The sequence below is a fragment of the Owenweeksia hongkongensis DSM 17368 genome, assembly GCF_000236705.1.
In the GTDB taxonomy this organism is placed as follows: domain Bacteria; phylum Bacteroidota; class Bacteroidia; order Flavobacteriales; family Schleiferiaceae; genus Owenweeksia; species Owenweeksia hongkongensis.
Genome location: NC_016599.1, coordinates 2,771,212 through 2,796,084 on the forward strand (window position 1 = coordinate 2,771,212; position 24,873 = coordinate 2,796,084).

The 24,873-nt window shown below is 39.9% G+C and carries 25 protein-coding genes; 2 read left to right on the top strand and 23 right to left on the bottom strand.

Annotated features, from left to right (window positions below; all coding sequences use genetic code 11):
• Nucleotides 1-73: 73 nt before the first annotated feature.
• From OWEHO_RS12290 to OWEHO_RS12380, 19 genes are all read right to left on the bottom strand, one after another.
• The gene (locus OWEHO_RS12290; RefSeq protein ID WP_014202807.1) at nucleotides 74-814 is read right to left on the bottom strand and encodes an SDR family NAD(P)-dependent oxidoreductase; all 741 of its coding nucleotides are present in this window, start codon (nucleotides 812-814) and stop codon (nucleotides 74-76) included.
• A gap of 10 nt (nucleotides 815-824) precedes the next feature.
• Nucleotides 825-1,409 (bottom strand): DUF4334 domain-containing protein, encoded by a 585-nt coding sequence (locus tag OWEHO_RS12295; RefSeq protein WP_014202808.1) that lies wholly within the window; start codon nucleotides 1,407-1,409, stop codon nucleotides 825-827.
• Nucleotides 1,410-1,676: 267 nt separating this feature from the next.
• The gene (locus OWEHO_RS12300) at nucleotides 1,677-2,426 is read right to left on the bottom strand and encodes an SDR family NAD(P)-dependent oxidoreductase (RefSeq protein WP_014202809.1); all 750 of its coding nucleotides are present in this window, start codon (nucleotides 2,424-2,426) and stop codon (nucleotides 1,677-1,679) included.
• Nucleotides 2,427-2,556: 130 nt separating this feature from the next.
• Nucleotides 2,557-3,135, bottom strand: coding sequence for a Crp/Fnr family transcriptional regulator (locus OWEHO_RS12305; RefSeq protein WP_014202810.1), 579 nt, complete (start codon nucleotides 3,133-3,135; stop codon nucleotides 2,557-2,559).
• 159 nt (nucleotides 3,136-3,294) lie between these two features.
• A complete protein-coding gene (locus tag OWEHO_RS12310; protein WP_014202811.1) occupies nucleotides 3,295-3,936 on the bottom strand; it encodes a hypothetical protein in 642 nt (213 codons plus the stop codon).
• Nucleotides 3,937-4,055: 119 nt separating this feature from the next.
• On the bottom strand, nucleotides 4,056-4,748 hold the full coding sequence (locus OWEHO_RS12315) for a DUF2490 domain-containing protein (RefSeq protein ID WP_223252688.1): 693 nt from the start codon (nucleotides 4,746-4,748) through the stop codon (nucleotides 4,056-4,058).
• Nucleotides 4,749-4,840: 92 nt separating this feature from the next.
• A complete protein-coding gene (locus OWEHO_RS12320; RefSeq protein ID WP_014202813.1) occupies nucleotides 4,841-5,284 on the bottom strand; it encodes a PepSY-like domain-containing protein in 444 nt (147 codons plus the stop codon).
• A 63-nt stretch (nucleotides 5,285-5,347) separates the two neighbouring features.
• On the bottom strand, nucleotides 5,348-6,634 hold the full coding sequence (locus OWEHO_RS12325) for a sensor histidine kinase (RefSeq protein WP_014202814.1): 1,287 nt from the start codon (nucleotides 6,632-6,634) through the stop codon (nucleotides 5,348-5,350).
• Nucleotides 6,631-7,308: a response regulator transcription factor gene (locus OWEHO_RS12330; RefSeq protein ID WP_014202815.1), complete on the bottom strand. Its 678-nt coding sequence runs from the start codon at nucleotides 7,306-7,308 to the stop codon at nucleotides 6,631-6,633. The genes OWEHO_RS12325 and OWEHO_RS12330 overlap by 4 nt, the downstream gene beginning before the upstream one ends.
• A 235-nt stretch (nucleotides 7,309-7,543) precedes the next feature.
• On the bottom strand, nucleotides 7,544-8,890 hold the full coding sequence (locus tag OWEHO_RS12335; protein ID WP_014202816.1) for a TolC family protein: 1,347 nt from the start codon (nucleotides 8,888-8,890) through the stop codon (nucleotides 7,544-7,546).
• Between the two features lie 10 nt (nucleotides 8,891-8,900).
• Nucleotides 8,901-12,062 (bottom strand): efflux RND transporter permease subunit, encoded by a 3,162-nt coding sequence (locus tag OWEHO_RS12340; protein ID WP_014202817.1) that lies wholly within the window; start codon nucleotides 12,060-12,062, stop codon nucleotides 8,901-8,903.
• Between the two features lie 56 nt (nucleotides 12,063-12,118).
• Nucleotides 12,119-13,237: an efflux RND transporter periplasmic adaptor subunit gene (locus tag OWEHO_RS12345; protein ID WP_014202818.1), complete on the bottom strand. Its 1,119-nt coding sequence runs from the start codon at nucleotides 13,235-13,237 to the stop codon at nucleotides 12,119-12,121.
• Nucleotides 13,238-13,244: 7 nt separating this feature from the next.
• Nucleotides 13,245-13,718 carry a MarR family winged helix-turn-helix transcriptional regulator gene (locus OWEHO_RS12350; RefSeq protein WP_014202819.1) on the bottom strand — a complete coding sequence of 158 codons (474 nt, stop codon included), beginning with the start codon at nucleotides 13,716-13,718 and terminating at the stop codon, nucleotides 13,245-13,247.
• A gap of 222 nt (nucleotides 13,719-13,940) precedes the next feature.
• A complete protein-coding gene (locus tag OWEHO_RS12355; RefSeq protein WP_014202820.1) occupies nucleotides 13,941-14,675 on the bottom strand; it encodes an SDR family oxidoreductase in 735 nt (244 codons plus the stop codon).
• 1 nt (nucleotide 14,676) lies between these two features.
• Complete coding sequence (locus OWEHO_RS12360; RefSeq protein ID WP_014202821.1) at nucleotides 14,677-15,066, bottom strand: DoxX family protein; 390 nt, start codon at nucleotides 15,064-15,066, stop codon at nucleotides 14,677-14,679.
• An 11-nt stretch (nucleotides 15,067-15,077) separates the two neighbouring features.
• Nucleotides 15,078-15,887, bottom strand: coding sequence for a haloacid dehalogenase type II (locus tag OWEHO_RS12365; RefSeq protein WP_041628242.1), 810 nt, complete (start codon nucleotides 15,885-15,887; stop codon nucleotides 15,078-15,080).
• Between the two features lie 54 nt (nucleotides 15,888-15,941).
• On the bottom strand, nucleotides 15,942-16,544 hold the full coding sequence (locus OWEHO_RS12370; RefSeq protein WP_014202823.1) for a TetR/AcrR family transcriptional regulator: 603 nt from the start codon (nucleotides 16,542-16,544) through the stop codon (nucleotides 15,942-15,944).
• Nucleotides 16,545-16,693: 149 nt separating this feature from the next.
• Nucleotides 16,694-16,885, bottom strand: a complete 192-nt coding sequence (locus tag OWEHO_RS12375) for a cold-shock protein (RefSeq protein WP_014202824.1) — start codon at nucleotides 16,883-16,885, stop codon at nucleotides 16,694-16,696.
• Nucleotides 16,886-16,943: 58 nt separating this feature from the next.
• Nucleotides 16,944-19,322, bottom strand: a complete 2,379-nt coding sequence (locus tag OWEHO_RS12380) for an outer membrane beta-barrel family protein (RefSeq protein WP_014202825.1) — start codon at nucleotides 19,320-19,322, stop codon at nucleotides 16,944-16,946.
• A gap of 244 nt (nucleotides 19,323-19,566) precedes the next feature.
• Here OWEHO_RS12380 and OWEHO_RS12385 point away from each other — a divergent pair, with 244 nt between their 5' ends.
• A complete protein-coding gene (locus tag OWEHO_RS12385; protein ID WP_014202827.1) occupies nucleotides 19,567-20,604 on the top strand; it encodes a sensor histidine kinase in 1,038 nt (345 codons plus the stop codon).
• A gap of 1 nt (nucleotide 20,605) precedes the next feature.
• The gene (locus OWEHO_RS12390; protein ID WP_014202828.1) at nucleotides 20,606-21,292 is read left to right on the top strand and encodes a LytR/AlgR family response regulator transcription factor; all 687 of its coding nucleotides are present in this window, start codon (nucleotides 20,606-20,608) and stop codon (nucleotides 21,290-21,292) included.
• Here OWEHO_RS12390 and OWEHO_RS12395 read toward each other — a convergent pair whose 3' ends face one another.
• From OWEHO_RS12395 to OWEHO_RS12410, 4 genes are all read right to left on the bottom strand, one after another.
• Nucleotides 21,293-22,570, bottom strand: a complete 1,278-nt coding sequence (locus OWEHO_RS12395; RefSeq protein ID WP_014202829.1) for an ammonium transporter — start codon at nucleotides 22,568-22,570, stop codon at nucleotides 21,293-21,295. It lies immediately after the preceding gene.
• 105 nt (nucleotides 22,571-22,675) lie between these two features.
• Nucleotides 22,676-23,089: a hypothetical protein gene (locus OWEHO_RS12400; RefSeq protein WP_014202830.1), complete on the bottom strand. Its 414-nt coding sequence runs from the start codon at nucleotides 23,087-23,089 to the stop codon at nucleotides 22,676-22,678.
• Between the two features lie 220 nt (nucleotides 23,090-23,309).
• Nucleotides 23,310-23,564, bottom strand: coding sequence for a hypothetical protein (locus OWEHO_RS18395; protein ID WP_014202831.1), 255 nt, complete (start codon nucleotides 23,562-23,564; stop codon nucleotides 23,310-23,312).
• Nucleotides 23,565-23,631: 67 nt separating this feature from the next.
• Nucleotides 23,632-24,645: a WG repeat-containing protein gene (locus tag OWEHO_RS12410; RefSeq protein WP_083828006.1), complete on the bottom strand. Its 1,014-nt coding sequence runs from the start codon at nucleotides 24,643-24,645 to the stop codon at nucleotides 23,632-23,634.
• Between the last annotated feature and the right edge of the window lie 228 nt (nucleotides 24,646-24,873).

Below are 24,873 nucleotides of genomic sequence, written 5' to 3' on the forward strand. Positions count from 1 at the left end.
TCCAATCAAAGAGTGCCCCAAACGAAAGTAACTATTCCAACAACTGAAGGACTGGTGCCTAATTAAAATCCGCTTACATAAACCTATTTAAGAATGATGTGAATTTAGCCGAGCCAGGATAGCACACTTTCTTACCTCTTTTAATACTCTTCTCTACTGCGTTTACTACATCTTCGGGCGAAGAGGTTAGATATTTTTTAAAGAAAGCCGTGTTAAATATATCGGGCTGATCTGTTTCTTCAGCTTGTTTTAATAGCGGTGTGTTTACAGCCGGTGGGCAAACAAGTAGGATTCTGACTTTGGACTTTTTGTTTTCCTCTATTAGCACTTTAGTGTAAAAGTTATTGGCACTTTTAGTAGCTCCGTAAGCACCAAACTTTGGTGTAACCAGCATGCCTGCAGTAGAACCATAAATAATTACATCACCACTATTCCTTTTTAGCATAGCAGGCACTACCGTTTGGCAGATATTCACCATTCCGGTATAGTTGATAAGCATCAGCCTATTAATATGCTCTGCACTTAAATCTTTCAATAATCCAGCTGGCATTATTGCAGCGCAATTAAATAAACGATCAATAGGGCCTAAATCAGCAATGACTTTGCGAATGACTTCTCTTACCAAATCAATATTGGTTACATCACAATAATAGGTGTGAATGTTTTTTGATCGAGCAGCAGTTTCTTCCAAACCTTCTTTGTTTACATCTAAGATGGCAACTCGGGCACCTTGCTGAGCCATTTGAGTGGCGTGTAGTTGACCCATACCGCTTGCTCCACCAGAGATAAGGACTACTTTGTCTTTAAAATCCATACTAAATACGTTAAAAGTTTAGGTTAAAGTTGGTTTGATCGTCTCGCTCCAAAACAAAGGCATAAGGGAAATTGGGAGAATCACCTTTTTTATCCATCAGTCCTAAAACCGTATTCTCATCAATTTTCACAAAATGGTCATTTATTGGTTTTGCATCATATGCCATTGTTGCTGTTGCTTTTCCTCTGTATTCAATCATTCTTAGTCTGGCGCCAGATTTTTTTGTTTGCACAAATGGTCTGGCCAATGACATTAAGATTCCTAAAACTTTATTTTTCGGAACAGCAATGTCCATCGGAAGATTCTTCGGGTTTACAGCGTATAATTGAGTCTTGTTTTTGGCAAAGAAAACTAAAGGGTGTACCTCTTCAGGAGAAACAAATACTTTTCCGTACCAGCCAGAAGGAACCAACATTCCGTCTAGAGAATGGCCTGTTTCAATTTCATAACCTTTCCAGCGCCCTTTCATAAAATCCAAACTTACAGGCTCTAGTTGATCATAAATTCTAATGACATCTGAAACGTCTCCTTTTTTATTAGAAAGCAACTCGTTTAAAAGCTCTTTATTGACTTTCTTTTCAATATCTATATTCATCGCATGCTATTTTAATTATTCATATTTTATTGAGTAATTAACTCTAATACAAAGGTATAGTGTCATAAGGCTTGGCTAGCGCACCATTTAGTGCAAAAGTCTATTTGCGCTTTGGGAAAAACTTGGATGGATGTTTTTGCAGCCACTGCCAAAGGCTAAAAAGAAAAAAGAGCGATCAAAAACTCACTTCTGATCGCTCCTTTATTTTTTAATGAATTACCGAAGGTTATTGTCTCGAAAAGTTAACCTTGATACGAATGCATTTTATTAAACAGCTGTATATCCACCATCAATAAGATAATAGCCACCTGTTATAAAAGACGATTTTTCAGAACTTAAGAATAAAACAAGTTCTGCTACTTCCTCAGCTTTACCTAATCTATTCATGGGGTGTTTCGCTTTTAGGGCTTCCAGCATTTCAGGGCTGGCCATACTTAATAGAGGAGTATCAATGTATCCTGGTCCTACAGCATTACAACGAATGTTTTTTTGTGCATATTCTACACCTATGTTTTTTGTTAAACCCACCACTGCATGTTTGGTAGTGGTATATGCAGACGACATTGGTGCAGCAGCCATTCCGTGGATAGAAGCCATATTAACAATAACACCTCCGCCATTTTTCTCCATCTGTTCCAGCTGATACTTGCAGTTTAAAAACACGCCATTCAAATTAATAGCGACTACTTTATTCCAAGAATCTACTGAATATTGACCGGTTAAATTCTGTTCTCCCCCAATTCCAGCATTGTTACAAGCAATATCTAATTGGCCATATTTCGCTACTGTGTTTTTAATCAAATTTTGAACATCTTCCTCTTTAGAAACATCGCCTCCAATAAAAAAAGCTTCTCCTCCTTCAGATTTTATTTGATCAACAACGAGTTGTCCGTTTTCTGGGTTAATGTCATTTACAATTACTTTGGCGCCTTCTTTAGCATACAAAGTTGCTACAGCTTTTCCTATTCCAGATCCAGCTCCTGTTACCAATGCTACTTTATTTTCTAACTGACTCATACTATATAATTTTATGGGTTAAATTTTATTTAGAAGAAATCTCACTGTAAAACCAGTTACAGCAGGAATTTCTGATATAAAGGTAGGATGACTTAATCAAGAAAAACGCACCATATGGTGCAAAAGACCACTAGTGTTTTGAGAAAACGCGCCTGAAGGTATTCCTATGTATGCCTAAATAGGATGCGATTTGAACATAAGGAAACAATTCAAAAACTTTGGGCATCTGTTCCTGGAGTAGTTTTATTTTTTCTTCAGCAGTGTTTGCATGCAGTATTTCATTTCTATGTATGGCATATAGAAACTCTTGTTGAATGATTAATAATTCAAACTGTAAAAAACGAGGGAAGTCATCATACAGGGTTTTGATATCCTGAATATAGAAGAAAGACACTACAGCTTCTTCTTGAAATTTAATGTTGAGATTTGAGCTCGTACCTTTAAAATAGCTTTTGTAGTCAAATAGGATTTCTTGTTGATCTGGATAAAAAAAGCTGTCAACCACTTCCTCTCCGTTGTCATTCATTTTGTATGAATAGGCGGTTCCGGAAATTAATAAGCCCATTTTAAGACTGGCATTATCTTCTCTTAAAAAGAAATCATTTCGCTTATAATGGGTAACTGTAATGTGCTTACCTAAAGTTGATAGTTCATGTTCTGTAAGGTTGAAGTGACTGTACTGTTTCTTTATGTATTGTAATACATCCATTCTTTAAACTAGGTATGCTGGTGCTTGAACTAACGGTTTGAATATGGGGTTGTGGTAGTTTTGAAACACTTTTCTGTCCACCGACAGCAAAGCTGGCTAAGGAGTGAAAACCTTGCTGGCAGCCATTCACCCCGCCATAAGTTATATGTGTGGTTGTGGTTAGTTTTTATTTTTTTCTTCAATTATTTTCTCTGTCAAATCACGGAATGTCTTGATGTCGCCAGTCAGTGTTTCGTATCTGTTAGAGTCGAAAATATTAATCGCATTCCAAAATCCTCTTTTCTTCCTTCGAGTTTCGATTTTGTCAATGGGTTTTGTTCCTGTCAGCGTGATTTCTTCTATTACAGACGAGAAATAATTGTCCATATACGCTGTCAATGAAGAAGAAGGTCGAAGTTCAGATACATCTACTCCTTTGTCCTTAAGATTCTTTTTGATTGTTAGGAATACTCCTGCCTTTATGCACGGTTTACCAAATAGAGTCTTTGGTTCGTAGGTGTCTTTCTCAGCGTATTCTGTAAGAAGTCGGCAAACTTCACTAAGTTTTCTTGTCCTTGCAGGTTCTAAAACGTTTTGCCATTCTTCTTGACTTATCTGAACTCTAAATTCTTGATTCAAAAATTCGCTCAACTTTTTCCATCCCAGTAAGTCGTTGGCAGATCTCCACTCACGAACTGTCATTTCACCCGTAATTTCCGCCCAGAGATCAGCTTCTGGATCAAGTGGGCTACAAAGTCGGTGTTGTTCCTTGAAGATTTCAAGAATTTCTTCTTCCGTATATTTAACTTTAGATTCGGTCATTTTACAAACTGGGCACAACTAATGGCTAAGCAACATATTGCTTATATCCACGATATAATTATTTGTCTAGGCTTATCTATAAAGCCTTTCGCAATATACAATTTGAAGAAACCGAAATGTTATTTCCCGAACGGGTTTTTGATGGTGATATCAAAAGCGAAGTAGTGGCCATCATTGGTGATGGGAGAGCCGACCATATCGTTCATGTAGCCAATATTTAGTACCACTTTTTGCTTGGGTAAAGCAACAGAAAAGTACATGCAAAAGCGGGTTTCCTTATATCGCCATTGGCTCCAGTCATCGGTTTTGGTAGATGAAACGAGGTGCTCCATGCTCGCAATTATTTTTTGCGTTTTAGCTGAGTTTAGTATAAAGCTCAATTTCGCTTTTAGTCTGGAGCGAAGCTGGGTTGTTTCTTCATGAGGGCTAAAGTCAGGGTTGAAGAATAAGCGTAATTCCGGACGATAGGTTATTGATAAGTCTATTTTTTCGAAGTCAAGCAAGTAGGATATTTTTCCATAGGTGCGCACTTCCTGGCGGCCACCGGGGGAGTCAAGCACATAAGGATCTTTGGCGGTGTATTGATTTTGCCAGCGATAGCTGAGCGCGCCTGCGTATACCCAGTTTTTGGCAAAGCGGTGTTTTATTTCCTGATTTACCACATAGATGGCCGCTCTGTCCCAAGGGTTATAATCATAAGGTGTGCTGCTTCGGCCTAAACCGAAAAATGTGGCAGAGTTTACCATTTTCTTAGCATTTAGATTTTGTTTTAGGCCTATGGCAAACCATTCAGCGGTATTTACCTTGCCCAATCCCGGTGGGGAAAATTGGGCAAGGCATGTGTTATGGGTGATTCCTATACATAGGGCGAACAGCAAAAATTTTGTTATTCTTCCCATCATTTTTAGTCAGCTATTTGGCTAAGCACTTTTCCATTGGCGTCCATCACCACTTTCCAATCCTGGCCCATCAGCGATTCAAACTCCATTTTGTACACCACATCCTTTCCTTCGGTAATGCGCTCCAAATCATCAATAGAATAATCGCCAAATTGATCTTTGATGGTTTTGCTAACACTGGCCGGTAAGTCTTTTGGGGAAACATCTTCTTTATGTTTTACCATCTCTCCGGTGGCATTGTACCACACATCATGATCTACATTCCAGCCCATTTCAAAGTCTACATTGTAAAGTCCGTTTTCCATTTCCCATTCTACATCCTGAGCTTTAGGAAAACTGGTGTTGAAACTGCTAAGAACCACGGATGGTACTTGGCTTTGAGGAATGTCCTGAGCTTGTGTGTAGCCAAAAGTGGCGAGTGCTGCGATTAAAAAGATTTGCTTTTTCATTTGATATAATTTTTAATTTATACCACAAAGCAAAGGAGTGAATTGGGAAAGAATTGGGAATGGTTAGGGCTTCCTGAAATTTATTTCAAAGCAATGGAGATTATTTTCAAAACTGTACTGCAGCGTAAAATCTTGCAAATCCAGAATTGCCTTTACAATGGCCAATCCCAAACCTGTTCCTGTGGTTTCTGAATCTGATTTCTGAAAGCGGTTAAAAATGGTTTTGGCATCCAGCGATTGTGCTTTACCTGTATTGCTGATTTTTAGCAAATGCTCCAATAAATCTATCTGTACAGATCCTCCTTCCATATTATGAAAGAGCGCGTTTTTCAGCAAATTAGAAACTACAATATTGGCAAGAGAAGCATCCATATGGACCGTAAGCTGATGCTTTTCAGAAACGGAAATGTCAATATTTTTATAGTCTGCAAACTCTCCTAAATCAGAAACATTTTGCTGTACTAATTCATTGATGGAAATACTTTGATTGTCAAAAAACTGCTTGTTGTCTATTTTAGAAAGCAGCAGCAGCGATTTGTTTAGTCTGATCAGGCGCTCAATGATTTGGAAAACTTCAGCCACACTTTCAGCCTGGCTGTCTTGCAAATCTCCTTTTTCGAGCAAGAGCTCCAACTTATTTATGGCAATGGCCAAAGGCGTTTGCAGCTCGTGAGAGGCGTTTCCTATAAATTCCTTTTGCTGCTCATAGGTGGCAATTGTTCTTTCTAAAAGTGTGTTTACTGCTTCCTGCAAATCTGTAAACTCTTTGGTTTTAGTTTGTACATGCGGCAAATTTGGGGTATTGCCCAATCGGTAATTTTTTAGCTGTTGCAAAAAGTTGTAGAAGGGCTTCCAGAGTTTTTTGAGCACTATATTATTGATGAGAATAATGCTGGCGATGAGGATGATGTATAGCCATACAATATCCCAAAGGAGCGTTTTAATGAGGTCATCTTCCTCTACCATGGAGTTGGCAATCTTTAATTCATAAAAGCGGCCATTGTTTTCAAAAGCCGTGCTAAGCATGCGAACAGGCTCGGCTTCCAGTTCTTCGTCATCGGCATCCTGCATGTATATCAGCGTATCGATGTATCTGTCTTTTATCGAGAGTGCGTGCTCTTTTTCAATTTCCTTTATGGTAAAAAAGCTTTCGTCAAAATAGGTTTTGGTGAGAATAGTAGAATCCTTTTGAGTATTAAGAATGATCAGCCGCTTGTAGTTTTCCAAGCCTTCATCAATGCTTCCCTTTATTTCATGAAGCATATTGATGTAAAAAACCGAAGCCCACACCGCCACAATCAGCAGTATAGAAATGGATAGATACTTTAAAGATTGATTGACTAGCTTCATTTTTCCACCAATTTATAGCCCACTCCATATACAGACTCAATCTCAATTTCGGCCGCTGCTTCCTGTAGCTTTTTCCTCAGGTTCTTGATTTGATAATACACAAAGTCCAGATTGTCAGCTTGATCGGTATTGTCGCCCCACACGTGCTCAGCCAGAGCTACTTTGGTTACCAGCCTATTTTTATTGAGCAAAAAGTAGTTGAGTGTGTCAAACTCCTTTCGGTTTAATGTTACCTCTTTTCCGTTTACCACAAACTGGCGTTCTGTTAAGTCAAGCTCCACATTTGCCAATTCGATTGTGTTTTTTCCACTGAGGTTTTTTCTGCGGAGAATAGCCTTTACTCTAGCATTTAGTTCGGCCAGGTGAAAAGGTTTGGTGAGGTAGTCATCTGCTCCAAGCTCTAGCCCGGCAAGTTTGTCATCCAATGAGTCTTTTGCAGAAATGATAATCACATTTCCACTTTTATCTTGCTTTTTTAGTTCTTTTAGAATGTTGAGCCCGCTGCCATTGGGAAGCATAATGTCAAGCAGAATGCAGTCGTAATCATACAAGAAAACTTTTTCGATAGCGCTGTCATAATCTGAAGCGGTTTCTATCAAAAAGTTCTCCTTTTCCAGCGAAAGCTTGATGTTTTGCAAAAGCTGCTGCTCGTCTTCTATTACTAAAATTTTCACGCGCTCAAGTTGCTATTAAATTATGGAAAGAAATGGGAATTTAGAAAAGTTAAAGCATAGCGATCAGAATTGCTGGGTTGCTGGGTAATGGGAAAACAGTCTTGAGCGCAAGTCAGCATAGCGCAATCTCAGGTTAACTAAAAAATAGCAAGGAAAGGTATAGGCACTATATCATAAAAAAAGACCCGAAGCCTTTTTAGGTTTTCGGGTCTTAAGTTTTATATGGATTGTGAATTTAGTCGTCCAGGAGAATTCCAGCCAACTGTTTTAGCTTAAGCTCTTCAAACTTGGCGTTGTATTTTGCAATGCTGTAATTGTTTTGAGCGTTACGCAAATTGAGCTGTGCTTGTCTAAACTCTATCGAGGTGATTTGCCCTTGCTTGTACAAATCATCACTGCGGTCGAAGTTTTTCTGTGAGGTTTTTAAATTGGCTTTTTCGGCATTAAACACAAACAATGCATTTTGGTAAGAGGCGTATGCATTTAGCACATCTCGCTTTATCGAGAGTTCGGTTTGCTCTTTTAAAATCTCCTGGCGTTCTATTTCGATGCGTGCATTTTGGCTATTTACACGAGTGGTTCCTCCATCAAAAAGGTTCCAGGTTAATGATAAACCTGCTTGTGGACCGTAGTTATAGTTTCCGGTAACGAAGGCTCCTGCCGGGTTTTGACTGCCAGCATAATCATACCCTGCATTTAGCGAAAGCGCAGGAAACCACCCTGATTGGCTGGCTTTTAGTGCAAACTCGCTGTTGCGCAACTGGCTGTTGGTTTGCTCAATTTGAACGTTGCGTTCATAAGAGAGAGCAATCAAATCTTCCTTATTTATAGGCAGGGCAAAGGTTACGTTGGTATCTACTGCAAAATCTGTTTCAATATCACGACCCATAATCAGGTTTAAATTGCGCTGTGCATTTTCTAATTGCTGGGTGGTATTTAGCAGGCTTATGCTATCATTATTCACATCCACCTGTGCATTTAGCAAATCTATTTGGGTGGATTGACCATACTCAAAGCTGTATTCCGCACGCTTCAAACGTGTACTTGAAATGTCCAAAGCATTGCGCAAAATATTAACACTCTCTGTTAGCTGTGCTAATTCAAAATATGAAGTAGCTAATTCTAAAACGGTATTTTCAATAATTTGCCGGGCTTGTAGCTCGGTGATGTTATAGTTTTCTTTGAGTTGCTGGTAGTTGTACCTGCGCCCAAATCCATTAAACAACACATAGTTAAGTCCCACAGAAGCATTATAATTGTAGGCTTCAGTAGGGTCAAAATTAATGTCGCCATTTACAGTTTGGTTTTGCCCTTGATAGCCTGAAATGCCTGCGTTTCCGTTGGCAACAACTGATGGTAGATATCCGCTGTTTAAAAGGCTTTGGCTATTGTCGGCTGCTTCTACATTTTTTTCAGCAACGCGTATGTCGTAATTGTGTTCTAAAGTTAACCCCAGAGCTGCTTCGCGGGTCAGCATTTCTTGCGCGCTAAGCGCTGTGCCAACTGTTATGAATGCAGCCACAGCCCATATTTTCACACCCAAGTTGGGGCCTTGTTTTATTATGCTAATTTCTTTTTTCATGCTCATGATTTTAGGCAGGGTGAGTTGATTCTTCATTTTCAAGCATTTCTTCTACGGCTGGCTCTACCGATTCTTGACTCGGTTTTTTGCCTTCCCAAAGCCAGAGGGTGTACACTTTTAGTGCGTTGCCCACCGATAAAAGCATCGGCAACATAATTAGCGTCAGCACCGTAGCAATGGCAATTCCATAGGCAATGGCGATGGCCATCGGAATTAAAAACTGCGCTTGTCTACTCTTTTCTAAAATAAGTGGCGATAGTCCGGCAATGGTGGTGACCGAAGTCAAGAAGATGGCACGGAACCTTGATTTTCCCGCTTCCAGTAGGGCATTGTCAAAAGACAAACCTTCCTGCAGGTAGCTGTTGAATTTACTGATGAGTACCAATCCATCATTTACCACGATTCCGATAAGGGCAATGATGCCCAGTAGCGAAAGCATGTTGATAGGAAAATCGTGAAACCAGTGACCCCAGGCTACGCCAATCAGGGTAAATGGAATCATAACCAGTAGTATAATGGGCTGTAAGTACGAGCGGAAAGTGAAGGCGATAATTATCAAAATCAAAAAGATGATAATAGGGAAAACCTTGCTGGCAGAGGCCGTTGTTTTGGCAGCTTCGCGATTTTGTCCCTCGTACGAAGTAGAAACCGATGGATACTTTGAAAGGATTTCTGGCATAATGTTTTGCTGAATATCTGTGATGATATCCGTTGAGCTCTCCTTCGGATCTTTTAAATCGGCCTCCACTTTTATCTCGCGTTTTCCGTCCAAGTGGTTGATGGTGATTTCGCCACGCGCAATGTGATAAGTGGCAATTTCGTTAAGCGGCACACGGTCTCCTTTGGCATTTACAATGCGCATGTTGTCCAAATTCAAAATGGATGAACGGCCTTCTACATCGTAGCGCACCCACACAATGATCTCATCTTGGCCACGCTGAAAACGCTGCACTTGCAAACCGTTGAAACCAGCACGCACTTGGCTAATTACATCGTTTAGGGTAAAACCTAGCAAGTAAGCTTTGTCCTTTAACTCTACGTTAATTTCATTAATTCCTGCAGGGTCGTTGTCGCTGATGTCACGCAGCAACACGTTTTCTTTCAATTTTTCTTTTAGCTCTATTTTGGCGGCTTTCAGCTCTTCGATATTGTAACCGAGTAAAGAAACCGAAACCGGTTTTCCTCCAAAGCCAGAACCTGCATCAAACACCAAACTTTCGGCCGATGGATATTCCCCTGCAGCTAAAGCCAAAGAGTTGGCAATTTCGGCAGCGGTAAAGTTGCGTTCTTCACCCGGAAGCAAGTTTATTTTTAATGAGGCGTTAGCCGTACCGGGCCCAATACGCTTGATGATGCTCTGAATCACTTGTTTGTTCCCTTCTTGCTTGGCGGTGTATTCTTCGTTTACCACCATGGCCACTTTTTCTATTTCTGTAATAATAGAATCTGTTACCACCGGATTGATTCCCTGCGGCATTTGCAAGGTTACATTTACTTGGTCGGAGGCAATTACTGGGAAAAATGTGGTACGAATTATTCCGCCACCAATGGCACCTGTGGTCATTACAAACAAGGCGATGAGAATGGAAAACCCAAGAATTTTGTATTCCATAAAGAAATGCAATACTGGGCTGTATAATTTATCGCGCAGGAAATTTAAAAAGTTAGTCGCTTTTTCGTTGAACCAATACGTTTTTTGGTCGTGCGAAAGCGCCTTTGAATGCGCTACGTGAGCGGGTAAAATAACCAAGGCTTCGAAGAGCGAAAACGATAAGGTAAGAATTACCACAATGGCTACTTCACCAAAGAATTCGCCTAAGCGTCCGTCTAAATAAAAGAAGGTAGAAAACGCAACCAAGGTGGTTAAAATAGCCGAAACAATGGCAGGCAAAACCTCCATGGTTCCATCAATGGCTGCTTGTACACGGCTTTTTCCCTTTTCGTAATGGTGAAAAATATTCTCGGCAATTACAATTCCGTCATCTACCAAAATACCAATCACGATAATCATTCCGAACAATGAAAGCACGTTGATGGTAATGTCGAAATACGAAGCCACCATAAACATTCCTAAAAAGGAAATCGGGATACCGAAAGCCACCCAAGCAGCCAATCGCGGACGTAAAAACAAGGACAAGAAAAACAGTACTAAGGCAATTCCCTGCACACCATTTTCAAGCAAAAGCGCGGTGCGCTCTACAATTACTTGCGAACGGTCGTTGGTTACATCCAGCTGAATGTTGTTGTACTTCTCGTTAAAACTTTCGGCATAAAGCGTGGCATTTTCTGCGGCTTCAATTAAATCTTCGTTGTTAGTGGTGCTTATGGTAAAAGATATGGCCGACTTGCTGTTGTAATAACCACGGTCAGGCGTTTCAGACCATGTATCTTCGGTTAAGGCTACATCTTGCAAGCGTATGATGGCGCCATTTTCTTCTGTTTTTAAAATAATATTGTTGAGCTCCTTGCCGTAATAGGCGCGGTTGCTTACGCGAATCAGGTATTCTTCATCTTCGGTTTTAATGGCTCCACCGGTTACTAGAATATTGTTACTCGCAACCGCAGCAGCCACATCGTTAAAGGTTAAGTTGTAGGTGCGTAAAATCTCCTCGTTTACCGAGACAATAATTTCTTCGTCAGGGTAACCCGTAATGGTTAATTGCGAAATTCCTTCTATGCTGCGCAAATCGTTTTCTACCTCACGACTAATGGTTTTTAGCGTTTGAAGTGGCACGTCCTTCCCGCTCAGTTGTAGCTCAATGGCCACATTTAGGTTTTCGTTTTTGGCCACTACAGGCGGCTCCATTTCTGCCGGAAATGAAGGCACTTTGTCTACCGCGTTTTTTACATCGGCCAACAAAATATCAATATCGTAACCTTTTACAGCTTCCACAGAAATGCTGGCTGTGTTTTCTGAAGATGCCGAAGTAAAGCGGTCAATCCCCACAATACCGCGGAGATTGTCTTCAATTTTTAGCACCACGCCTTCTTCCATCTCTTGTGGCGAAGCACCGGGATACGAAATGGTTATATCTATAAACTTCGAATCTTGTAATGGAAAGAAGCTAGAGCGCAACGACAGCATACCGAAGGCGCCAAGTATCACTACCCCAAGGATAATGACATTTACAGCCACCGGAAATTTTATAAAATGTGATATAATCGACTTCATTGTATAACTAGTGATTTATGAAAAATTGGACGAATTGGGCAACACAGAAATCACCGTTATTGTGGCGTGTAAATACCTACTTTCATTCCTGAATAGGCACCTGATGGCAATTTAGTAAGGGTCTGTTCGCCATCTTCTAAACCTCTAACCACCACTGTTTTTTCGTTGTAGTAAATGGGTTCTATCGTTTTTTGCGCTAAAAGAGAATCTTGCACCACAAACACTTGGTCGGTATCAAAAATTACACTGCGGCTAAGCTCGTAGGCATTTTCCATTTCGGTAGCCATGATGTTTGTTTTCACAAACATGCCTTCTTCCAGGCCTTCGCCTTTTAGCTGAATAAATACGTTTGTAGTTTGGGTTTCGCTGTTCACCAATCGGTTGATGCGCGTAATCTCGCCCTCCCACTCCTGGTTGTTTTTGGAGGTGGGCGTTACAGCTACTTTCTGACCAATTTTCAAAAAGCTTATCATGCTCGAGCTCACAGGAGCTTCAATCTCATAAATGGTGGGCTGTATAAACGTGCCGAGTTTTTGTCCGGTGCGGATAAGCGATCCGGGCGTAACCAAAGCTTCTACCAATACGCCATCAAAAGGTGCAGCAATGTTATACTTGGCCAAGGTCAACTCCATGTTGCGCACATTGTAATAGGTAGAGTAAATGTTGCGGCCTGTGATAAACATTTTTTCTTTGTCCGACTCTGCTTCTGGCAATTGTGGCAAAGGTTTAGTAATGTCTATTTGCGAAAGAAAGTCATTCCATTTTTTAAACGCTTTTGGATAATCCAATCGAATATCGGCCAATGCAGAAGTTACCAAGTTTTGAAGGCTACTTTTTTGAGACATCAAGCCAGCGCTGTACACATCAGATTCTATAGAAACCAGCGTGCTGCCTTTTTTGTAGCTCGAACCTTCTTTAAAACTTCCTACAGGCGAAGTCATCACACCTTGAACTTCGGCATAAATCTCTACCCTGTTTTTTGCTTCTAAGCTTCCGGTGGTGGTTAGCTGTATGGGCAATGTTGTATTTTTTACCGTTTCTACAAACACAGTTGTGGTGTTGTTGGTCTTCTTTTTTACAGGCGCCTTTTTACTTTCTTTAAGAATGTTGGAAACGGTAAACCCACCAAAGAGGATTAATGCACTAGCGGCAATGATGATGATTTTTCTTTTCATATTCGAGTTAGTTGCCAGTGCAACTGTTTTTTAGGTTTTCTATGTTTTGCTTGATTTTGGACAATGTGTTCGCAGCTTGTGCTAATTCAGACTCTGAGATGTTTTGCTGCACTTGCAACACTAGCTTTTTAAAGAAAGGTTCCGTATTCTGAAATAGCTTTTTTCCTTGCTTTGTAAGGTGTACTATGTTTATTCTTTTATCACTTGGTGAAGGAATTCTTGCTACCAAATTTTTCTTTTCCAAGGTATTGACAAATCGTGCTAAAGAAGCTTTATCACGCTCCGTGATAAAGGCCAGATCGTTTTGTGGTAAAGGACCTCTTCGTGTGAGTGCCTTAAGCACAAGTAGTTGCTTTTTGGTTAAGTCAATACCAGCTTTTTTCAGTTGTGCATTGATGTAGATATCTACATGCTTTAGGGTTTTACCTAAAGTGGGCATAATACCATACTCACCAATATCTGATGTACATTCATTTTCCATTCAGTTCGAATTTGCGGCAAAACTAAAGCCTTTGGTTGCATATGCAACTAAGGATTTGCTATGAGAGATAAAAAAAGTTTATAAGTATCCCTGCATCTAGAATATTGCCCTGTGGATGTTTTTGACGAACACTTTTAGCAAAGGTTTAAGTGTATGTCCAATTTTTTAAGAAAAGGCTGGATGTATCGAATAATGTGAGGCTGTTGAGGATATGAAGGCTAACTAAACTAATGCTCCATTTGCACCAACCACTTGCCCCGAAATCCATTTTGATTCATCGCTTGCCAAAAAGACAACCACGTTTGCAATATCGATGGGTTGGGCTAGTCTGTTGAAAGCATTCATAGAACTTAATTTCGCAATGGTTTCTTCAGATTTTCCTTCCATAAATAATTCGGTCTCGGTGGCGCCAGGGGCAATGGCATTAACTGAAATACCACGACCTACTTCTTTAGAAAACACCCGAGTTATTTGTTCTACTGCTGCCTTGGTGGCTGAGTATAATGAGTAAGTTGGAAACATCAACTTAGCGGTGCTGGATGAAAAGTTGATGATGTTTCCATTGTCAGACAGTTTACTGTGTGCTTCTTGTAAAGTGTTAAACGTTCCTCTCACATTCACATCAAATTGGCGACTGAAGTCGTCTTGCGTATTGTCTTTTAGCTCTTTGGAAATCATTATTCCGGCATTGTTTACCAATACATCAACTTTACCAAAGTGCTCCAGAGCTTTGTCAAATAGTTGGCTCACTTCATCTCTTTTGCTCACATCAGCCTTTACGGCAATGGCAGTTCCGCCATAGCTCTTGATTGTGTCAAGAGTTTCCTTAGCTTCTGCTTCGCTATTAGAATGGTTTACCACTACCGATACTCCTTTTTTGGCTAACTGTATGGCCACTTCTCTTCCTATTCCTTTTGACGATCCTGTTACGATGGCTACTTTTTTATCGAGTGTCATATTATGATGTTTGGGTGTTGATAATTGTTTTTAATCTATAAACCGAGGCAAGAGCTAAAAAAATAGCTATTAGCACTAAAAGCATCTTTGGTTCAGGTCGCGCAAAAAACTCCAAACCTAGAGCTGTCACCATGGTGATTAGTAAAAAAGAGTAGCCAAGTTTACCAAAAGTGTTGTTTTTAGTAAAGGTGAAAGCAAGTAGTAAAATAGCCAGAGCCAGCTCTGACACACCCGTGAAAATCCTGAAGAAATCAGCGTTGAGGTAAATTGCTTTTTCAAATTGCTCAAACCCTGCAACACTTTGCGGCTTGGCCAATAATTTGGGGACTGCAAAAAATATCATTAATCCACTGGCTATGATATTAATAGTGGTATTCAAGATGTTTCGCATAGGCGCAGACATTATTTGAGAGCTATTAATTTATCGGCTATTAACTTCAGATTGGGTTCAGATATTTCTGGATTTGGTGCCAAGGGATATAGCTGAGCTCCAGGTCGACTTACAAAAGCCCCTCGCCAATTGGCCCAAAGTGCTCCGGCAATATCCCAACCGTGCGCGGCTATCAACAGGCATTCATTTGGATTAACATCCATTTTTCGTGCTGCCCAATCGTAGGCATCGGTGTGTGGTTTAAACTTCCCTATGTCTTCAATACTCAATCGTTCATCAAAAAACTCAATCAAGCCTGCATTTTCAAATTGAGTTTGAACGCCCTTGTTGGAAGAGTTGGTAAAAGATACCAGCTTATATCCCGCATTTTTTAATCGGGTCAATGATTCTTTTACTTCTGGATGGGCAGGTAGAGATCGAATGGGACCGAGAATGGCTTCGCGAGCTTGAGTTTCGGTAAGCGTAATGTCATGGTTTTTAGCCACCATTTGTAAGGCTGCAGCTCCAATAATTCCAAAATCCTGGTACTGTCTGCCGACTGTACTTACCAATGAGTACTGAAGCATTGTAGTAAACCATAATGGTAAAAGGTCGCTCCTGTTTCCTAAAACATCTCCTACGCTTTGCTTCATAGCAGTAAGGTCAAGCAATGTTTCATTCACATCAAAGAATAAAACCTTTGGCCGAACGGATGTGTCCAATCCGTTTGCTCGAGTTTCGCTATCAGCTGAAAAACCTAAGTGTGGCATTGCTACTCCGGCAAGTCCTGCAAGGGCGGTTTTTTTAATAAAAGACCGTCTGTTATTTGTGTTTTCTTCCATAATTATTGGCATTGCATAAAACATACCAAGTAGTATGTTTTGGGTTAAAAAAAATTATTTTTTTATTTGATCAAGGTATAATGAGAGGCCAGAAATATATTCGTCAAGAATCAAATCGTCATCGTAAAGCTTGCGTATTCCACGTATTCCTTCAAAAGCGCTGATGAGGTATACTGCAGCAGCTTGGCTATGTACATTAGATTTTATTGAGCCCTCAGACTTTCCCCTTTCTATCAATTGAATTAGTGCTGCTTTCCATTCTTCAATGATTTTTTTCAGCGCTGCTTGATAGGCAATTTCCATGTCGCCAATCTCATTTATAAAATTATTCATGGGGCAACCATGCTGTTTATCATAAATAGGGAAGGACTTTAGGCGATCTAAAAAAGTGCTTTTCAAAATGTCAACCGCATCACCTGATTTGTACAAAGGAGTAATCATTCCATCAAAAACCCTCTTTTGCACCTTTAGGCTTATTACGGCAAGGCCAAGCTCCCGCTTATTTTTATAATGATGATAAAAAGCTCCCTTAGAAAGATTGGTAGCCTTCATTATCTTATCCACACTGGTGGTTTTAAAACCTTTTTCATAGAACAGTTTAAACGACTCATTGAGAATAGTTTGCCTGGTAAGTTCAGATTTTTGCTCCTGTTGCATTCAGCAAAGATATAAAAAATACCAAGTAGTATGTTTTTGTGCTCTGAAGGATAAAACTGGGTAACTAAGGATTTTACTTTTTGGTGTAAACAAAAAAAGCATATCCGTTAAGATATGCTCCTTGTAATGCTAATAAGCTAAAGTGCCAATTAAGAAACGCTAACGTTTACTGCATTTAGTCCTTTTTGACTTTCTTCAACTTCGTAGGATACTTTATCTCCTTCTCTAATTTCTTCTGTCAAATTGTTTGCGTGTACAAATACATCTTTGCCTCCGTCATCTGGTGTAATAAACCCGAAGCCTTTGGCATCATTGAAAAACTTTACTGTCCCGTTACTCATAATAATTTTTATATCTGGTAAAGGTAATGATTTAGAATTGGTGGGTGTTAGTTGAATATTAACGTCTTCTGCCACCTGAGTAACTCATAGCCTCACCTTTGCCAAAGCTGTAGCTAAAACCAAGGGTTACAAAACGACCTCTCTTGCCAAAATCATATACGTAGTAAGTTGGCTGATCTACTATACTTTCGCGGATGCGCGAGGCAAAAATGTCGCGAACAGCAAGATTGATCACGGCTTTACCTTTCCATAGCTTTTTGCGAATGCCTGCATCTGCAAATGCAAATCCTGAAACCTCGCCCTGCACCGTTTTATACCTTGATCGGTAATTTGGTGAAATCTCTAAATCAAAACCTGCGGGAAGCTTAAACTTTGTGGTAAACTTAACCGACCACTGGTCTCCATTAAAGTCGAAGTTTTGGTTTTCAAACTCGCCTTGGCGCACAAAAAAACCGTAATTAAAATCCCCGTTAATGCTAAGCCAATCTAAAGGAGTGTACTTTCCGGTTAGTTCAACCCCAGTTTTATTATTAGTACCCACATTTACTGGGGTGGTTACATTTACATTATTGGCAAAAAATGAAACACGTTCTACCACATCAGTGGTGTAAAGGTGATAAACGCTACTGGTAAGTGAGGCTTTTTCAAATATGAAAACTCCCGTTAGCTCATAGCTGTCTGCATATTCTGGTAGCAAATCAGGGTTACCTGTGCGTACATTAAAGTTGTTCTGAATATTGAAGAATGGATTCAAATCCCATAATCTTGGTCTAAAAATTCGTCTGGAATATCCTGCCTGCAGGGAAAATCGTTGAGATATTTTATACGAGGTATGCAGGGTGGGGAAGAAGTCCGTATAGTTCTGGGTATTGGATTCATTAGTGTTGGTGAGCAAGGTATTTAGATCAGTATTCTCCACTCGAAGACCAACTTTCACACCCCACTTTTTACCTTCGTAAGATCCTGTACCATATACTCCAAGTACTTTTTGGTTGTATTCAAAATTATTGGTAAGATTTGAGTCTAAAACCCATGCTGTACCTACCTGGTCGTAAACAGCATAATCATTCCCTACGTCATTTATTTGATATTGAGAACCTACTTCAAGCGTAATAGCATCCGTAATTGGGTTAGTGTAATCTAGCTTAAATGTGTAATCGGCTTGATAAAAATCAGTTTCCGTTTGTTGATTGGCGGTGTACTCTGGTCCAAAACTATATTCGTTTATAAATTCAGAGGATTGATCCTTTCCAAAAAACCTTCCCAATGTGCTGAATAGTAGGGTGTGATCTTCATCATTTTTAAACTGCTTCTTGTATTGCAAGTCGTATTGGTACTTTGGATTGGTAGCCTCAGTGGTCTCTATTCTGTCATAGCTTGAATATAATTGACCAATGCTGTCATAAAGATCAAAGTGAGTTTCACCATCCGGAGTTTCTATTTCGTAGGCAAAATTTCCCGACAAGGTGATAGTGTTCAAATCATTTATGTAATAGTCAGCACCCAGAGTAATGTTGTAAAAGTTTTCATTGCGATAGCTCACACCGTCACTTTCCACCATGGTGCTATCTACAAGGTTTCGGTTTATGCTTTCGCTATAGCGTGGAAGGGAGCGGTATCCTGCGCCAAATTGTGTGAAAAAATTAAAATTCTCGGTACGCTGATTTAGGCTCACTCCAACACTGTGATTATGTGGTACACCGGTGTTTATGCTGGCCGATCCGTTGAAGCCTTTTTTCTCTTCCTTTTTCAGGATAATGTTGATGATTCCCGATGTTCCTTCAGCTTCGTATTTTGCTGATGGGTTGGTGATTACCTCAATGCTTTCAATCATATCAGCGGTAAGCGTACCTAGGGCATTGCTTTGCTCATCAGCCAATACTGAGGGTTTGCCATTTATCAAAATTTGCACGCCCGTGTTTCCGCGCAAGCTTATGGCTCCTTCAATATCTACATTTACTGAGGGTACGTTATTTAATACATCCAGTGCGCCCATACCAGAGGAGCTGATGTCCTGACCAACATTAAAAACCCTTTTGTCAAGCTTAAATTCCATGCTTGATTTTTCGGCTGTAACCGATACTTCATCCAAGCTTTCTGAGTTTTGAGAAAGTTTGATTTTTCCTAAGATTACAGAGCCATTTCTTATTGTAAAGTCCTTAATAGTCTTTTTTGTATAACCAATAAAGCTGATTTCAATGCTAATGTCTGTAGAGGTGCTATTCAAGCTAAACTCTCCATCATCATCGGTGGTAGAGCCATTGATTACTTTTTGATCTGAATTAGAAATTGCCACAGCAGTGGCATAGGGAATTGGAGATCCATCAGTAGCATCCACCACGGTACCCGTGATGCTGATATTGTTTTGAGCAGGTAAAACAAAAACACTGAAAATCAATAGTGTTGCAGCTAATGTGTATTTCTGTAACAGAGGCATTGGTTGTTAATTTTTAAAAACAGTGCAAAGGAGTAAAGAATATATAGAGGCCCAAAATTTTTTAGGGCCAACGGCATATTCACCACCTTAAACAACAGTAAGAATTTATTTACGCGTCCCTTATCAATAAGCTGGCCATTTATGGTAAGCATAATCAGATGCGTTTACTTGCCGAATGAAGGTTTAAAACTGTCGTTCGCCAGATCGTTTTTTGCAGCCACACCTTTGTAGCTACATTTGTTGAATGACGAAAAAGCAAATTTTATCAAAACCTAACCGGTGGGAGCTGATTTTCCAGATTCTGCTGCTTGTGATGACGTTTGTTTTTTACGCTTCAGAGCGCAGCAAAGGGCAGGTGTCAATTCAAATTGATGAGCCAAAAGTGATGTTCTTTTTGAATTATGCATTGGCGGCATATGTTATTAATTATTGGCTCTTGCCTAAATTTCTATACCTAAAAAAATATTTGCTTTTTACTCTTTTGGTGGCTGCATTGATCGGTGTGGTTATCTTTATTGAAGAAGGAATTATAGAACAGATATATTACCCTGAAACTAGGGGTAGTCGCTTTCCGGGCTTTGCATTTACATTACTTACGGTAATGCCAATTATCACAATTTTAACGGGTTTTAAGTTTGCCTGGGATGCCCTTACAAAACAGCGACAAGTGGAGCAGCTTCAAAGTGCTGTAAAGGAAAGTGAGCTTCAGTATTTGAAGTCGCAAATTAACCCACACTTTCTGTTTAACAACCTGAACAATCTTTACTCTTACGCACTGGAAAGCTCACCCAAAACACCTGATATCATTCTGGAGCTTTCGGGCTTGCTGCGATACATGCTTTACGAATGCAAGGCGAAGTTTGTTCCTCTACAAAAGGAAGTAGAGCAGCTTGGAAATTTTGTAAACCTAAGCAGGCTTCAACTAGAGGAGCGAGGGGAGGTAGAGTTCAGCGCGAATCTTAAAGCTGATGGATTTCAGGTAGCACCGCTTATTCTTTCGGTGTTTGTTGAAAATGCTTTTAAACACAGCCTTTCCAGTGTAAGTGATGATATCAAAATAAAAATTGCTCTTGAGGTTGATGAAAATGGGAAGTTGATTTTTACATGCGTAAACAGCTTTTCAGAGGAATCCAATACAGAAGACCTTTCAAAGGGCATTGGACTCGAAAACGTAAGGAAACGTTTGAATATTTTGTATCCTGATGCATATCAATTGGATATAAACACTGACGGAGAATTGTATACCGTGAAGTTGATTATGGATTTAAAAAGACCGGTTTAGCATGGATTGTATCATCATAGAAGATCAAGCTCCAGCCCAGCGCGTACTCAAAAAATACATTGCTGATATTGGGACGCTTTCGCTAAAAGGCACCTTCAATAGCGCGATTCCGGCCGTTGAGTTTTTGGCCAAAGAAAAAGTGGATTTGATCTTCCTTGACATTCACTTGCCCAAGATTTCGGGTATGGATTTTCTAAAAACTCTCGCACATCCACCAGCTGTGATTTTTACCACGGCATTTTCTGATTATGCAGTGCAGAGCTATGAAATGGGAGTTGTAGATTATTTGGTAAAACCCTTCTCTTTTGAGCGTTTTTTGAAAGCTGTGGCTAAAGTAAATTCGGTTTCTGTCCAAATTGCATCAGCTGCAGACGAGAGCCATGATTTTTATATTAAATCGGGTTATGAATACATCAAAGTGAATAGTGAGGATGTGATTTTCATTCAGTCGGACATGGACTATACCGAAGTAAATCTGGCAACTAAAAAACTGCTAAGCCCCGAAACTTTACAAAATTGGGAGCAAAAGCTTGCGGGCTACAACTTTATTCGGGTACACAAATCCTATCTTATAAATGCTTCAAAAATTGAGAAGATAGCCGGCAATCAAGTGTTCCTTTCAGAAGGATTTACAGCTCCAATTGGGAGAGCTTACAAAGAAGATTTTTTGGCTAGGGTGGTGAAGTGATTATTCCAGTTGTTCGCCATGTTGGCTTAGGTCTAAGCCTCTTTCTTCTTGGTCGGGGCGAACGCGCATCCTTAAAAGGATATCAACTACTTTAAATAGAATATAGCTTCCACCAAAAGTGAATATGGCGGTGATTAGCAGGGCAATAAGGTGTGCATAAAAAGTAGTGGTTTCACCATAAATTAAGCCCACCTTAGAAGCCAAAATTCCTGTTAGTAGCATTCCCACAATACCACCAATGCCGTGGCTCGGGAAAACATCAAGCGTATCATCAATTCCAGATTTATGCTGAAGGTGAATCATCCAATTAGAAATGATTGAAGCAATAAAACCAATAAGTACGGATTGGCCAATATTTACAAATCCAGCGGCAGGGGTAATTGCCACTAAGCCCACTACTGCGCCAATACAGGCACCAATCGCGGACATTTTCCGACCAAGCATTCTTTCGTAAAATAACCACGTAATCATAGCGGTGGCGGAGGCAATGTTGGTATTTGCAAAAGCTATTACAGCATCTCCATTCACGCCAAGTGCAGACCCTGCGTTGAAACCAAACCAACCAAACCACAATAGGCCAGTACCGAGTATTACATGAGGAACATTTGCATGTTCCCCGATTTCTATCTTTCGTTTGCCTAGATAAATAGCTCCTGCAAGAGCAGCAAAACCAGCAGACATATGAACGACAGTTCCGCCTGCAAAATCCAGAACTCCCCATTTTCTAAAAAGTCCTTCCGGGTGCCAGGTCATATGAGCCAAAGGACTATAAATTAATAAACTGAAAAGGACCATAAAAAGGATGTAGCTGCGAAAGCGAATTCGGCCAGCAAAACTTCCCGTGATAAGGGCTGGTGTAATAATGGCAAACTTCAGTTGAAAAAGTGCATAAAGCAGAAAGGGGATGGTAGGTGCAAAATCGGGGTTGGGTTCTATACCTACATTTTTGAAGTTGAGGTATGTTAAGGGATTACCAATAATTCCACCAAGGCTTTCCCCAAAAGCTAAACTGAAACCAATGATAACCCAAAGTACACTGATCACACCCAATGCAACAAAACTCTGAAGCATGGTTGAAATCACATTTTTTTTGTTGATCATTCCCCCGTAAAAGAAGGAGAGACCGGGAGTCATTAATAACACAAATGCGCTGGAAACAAGCATCCATGCCGTGTCGGCTTTGTCTATCTGCGTACTTAGTTCTTGATATCCGGTGGCCGTAAAAGCACAAAATACTACCAAAATTGATAGTACGATAAAGTTGATTTTTCTGCTCATGTTTTCAGAATGTTTGACTTAAGCTATCTCAAATTTGTATAACCCGTTTGAAAAAACATAGCACAGTATTCCGAAACTTAAAAAAATCAAAAAGGATGCAGTTATTTAGGTCTTGTTGATACTCATTCCAATTTTACCGCCAATCCAGGCCATAGGAATATAGGCGAGGGCAATATCCAAAACAATAAACCAGGTGGGCGAAGGAATCATAAAGCTGACCATAATTCCGCCAATAAGGAACAAAGCTCCAATGGCGTAGGCAAACTTCATTTTGTGAGTTGAGGCAATCAAAGCTGCAACTAATGCTCCTACAAGCGTACCTAAAGCGTGTGCGAGAAATGGAAAGAGGAAATGCTCCGCACTGGCATTGGGCATAGCGGCAGCCAAAGCTTCCATATCACTTGGGTCTACTCCCTCCAAAGGAAATACTGAATGCCCTGCATTGATGAGACCCATGTTTACAGCACTACCAATGGCCCAGCCTACAATTACGGCCAATATATTTCTTACGATTTTCATGTGTGTGATTTTAGCGTTTGTTAGTTTTTTCTTTTTTGAAAAGAAGCGACAAAAAGAATAGCAAACTTAAAAGTAAGAAAACGATATTAACCGTTCTGGCAAATGGGGGTGCTCCTTCTGGCCATACTTGCCCTAATAGGACAATAGCGTTTAACGCTACGAGTATTATTAAAATAAGAGTTTTTGGTTTGTTCATGGTGGACGGTATAGATAATTGTTACTACTGTTGTTTTCGTCTTTTGTTTAAAGCCTTTCGGCAAGTCAGTACGCCCACCAGGATTAGCAGAACTCCGGAAGTCGCTTTTATGAAGTTAAGATTAAGAGCTGAAAGTACCGCTAAAGTTAATCCTAGAAAAAGCAAAACTATGCCTAACGCAAAGGAAAAGTTATAGCTAAGGCCAAAAGTATCACCTAAGAAGATAAAGCCAAGCGTGTCAAGCCAAGTGCGAGATGGGTTTTCTTTAGGTTTTTTCATTGAACGATTTGGCTATGCGCAGTGTCCCGAAGAGCATTGCGTATAGGTGTTGTTGGTTGCAGTTTTTTTATTCAAATCTTGTCCCTCTATTAGGTTCATAAATTAGTGGAATAACAACTTGGCCTTTTTTGTCTATAAAACCTACTTTCCCGTTTAGTTCTACATATGCTAACCCATTATTAAACTGACTTGCATAATCGAACTGCGGTTCAATCACTATTTTACCCTTCTTGTTTACAAATCCATATTTTTCATTCAAGCTAAAGTTTGCAACACCTTCATAAAAGTGCCATAAGCCGTCAAATTGTGGTTCGATTACCAAGTTGCCTTTTTCATCATATGCTCCCCACTTTTTATTTTTTGCTTGGACAATGTGCATTCCGTTGGACAAGTTCCCTGTGCTCAAATAATTCGGTGGGATTATGGTGTCGCCTTTGTCATTTAATCTGCCACATCCGTTTTCTGTCTTAAAAGCTCCTGGATAGCTTTCTTTTGGTGGAAGAATTTTACGGTCCCCAATATTTTCATCGTTATATTCAAATAGGTTCCCTGCCTTATCGATCAGTTTAAAATTATGCGTTGTATCCATAACCATAGCAATGTCTGACCTGAATGGGTAGCAAATTTCGAATTGTGGAGAGATTACAAATTGACCTGACTTGTCTATGTATCCACTTTTTTCGTTGAGTACAACATCAGCAAGTCCGTTTGAGAAATCTCCCCAAGCATTTTCTTCAAATTGAAAGTCAATTATTGTATCTCCATCAATATTGATGTAACCATATTTATCTTCAAAGTTTGAAACAAGGGCTAATCCTTCACTAAATAAATCGCCATCATTGTATTTTGGATTGATTAGGATTTCTCCTTTTCGGTTAATGTATCCGTATAAACCACTTTTTTCAACAAGAGCAGGTTTTCCCTTATCGTCAAGGAGGATATAATCCCACTTAGGTTCAATAATAAAAGCACCTTTCTTGTTTATCGCTCCGAACTTTCCATTTTGCTTTACAACAGCAAGATGTTTGGAGCTACAAGACATAAGCATTGATGAAATTAATATGTAGATAAAGATTTTCATTTCAAATTGCAATCAACTAAGATATAACGGGAATTCCCGTTATATCCATTATATATTTTAAGCGGTAACCTTTGCTGGCAAAAGCAATTTTGGCTTTTGTAACACAGGCAACGCTTTTGCAATATACAATCGCCTTCAGAGATTCTCTATTCCTTAAACTTCGCAATAGTCTTTTCAATCTTTGAAATTGATAGCAGCTTTCGAACAATTTCAATGCTAATTTCTTTT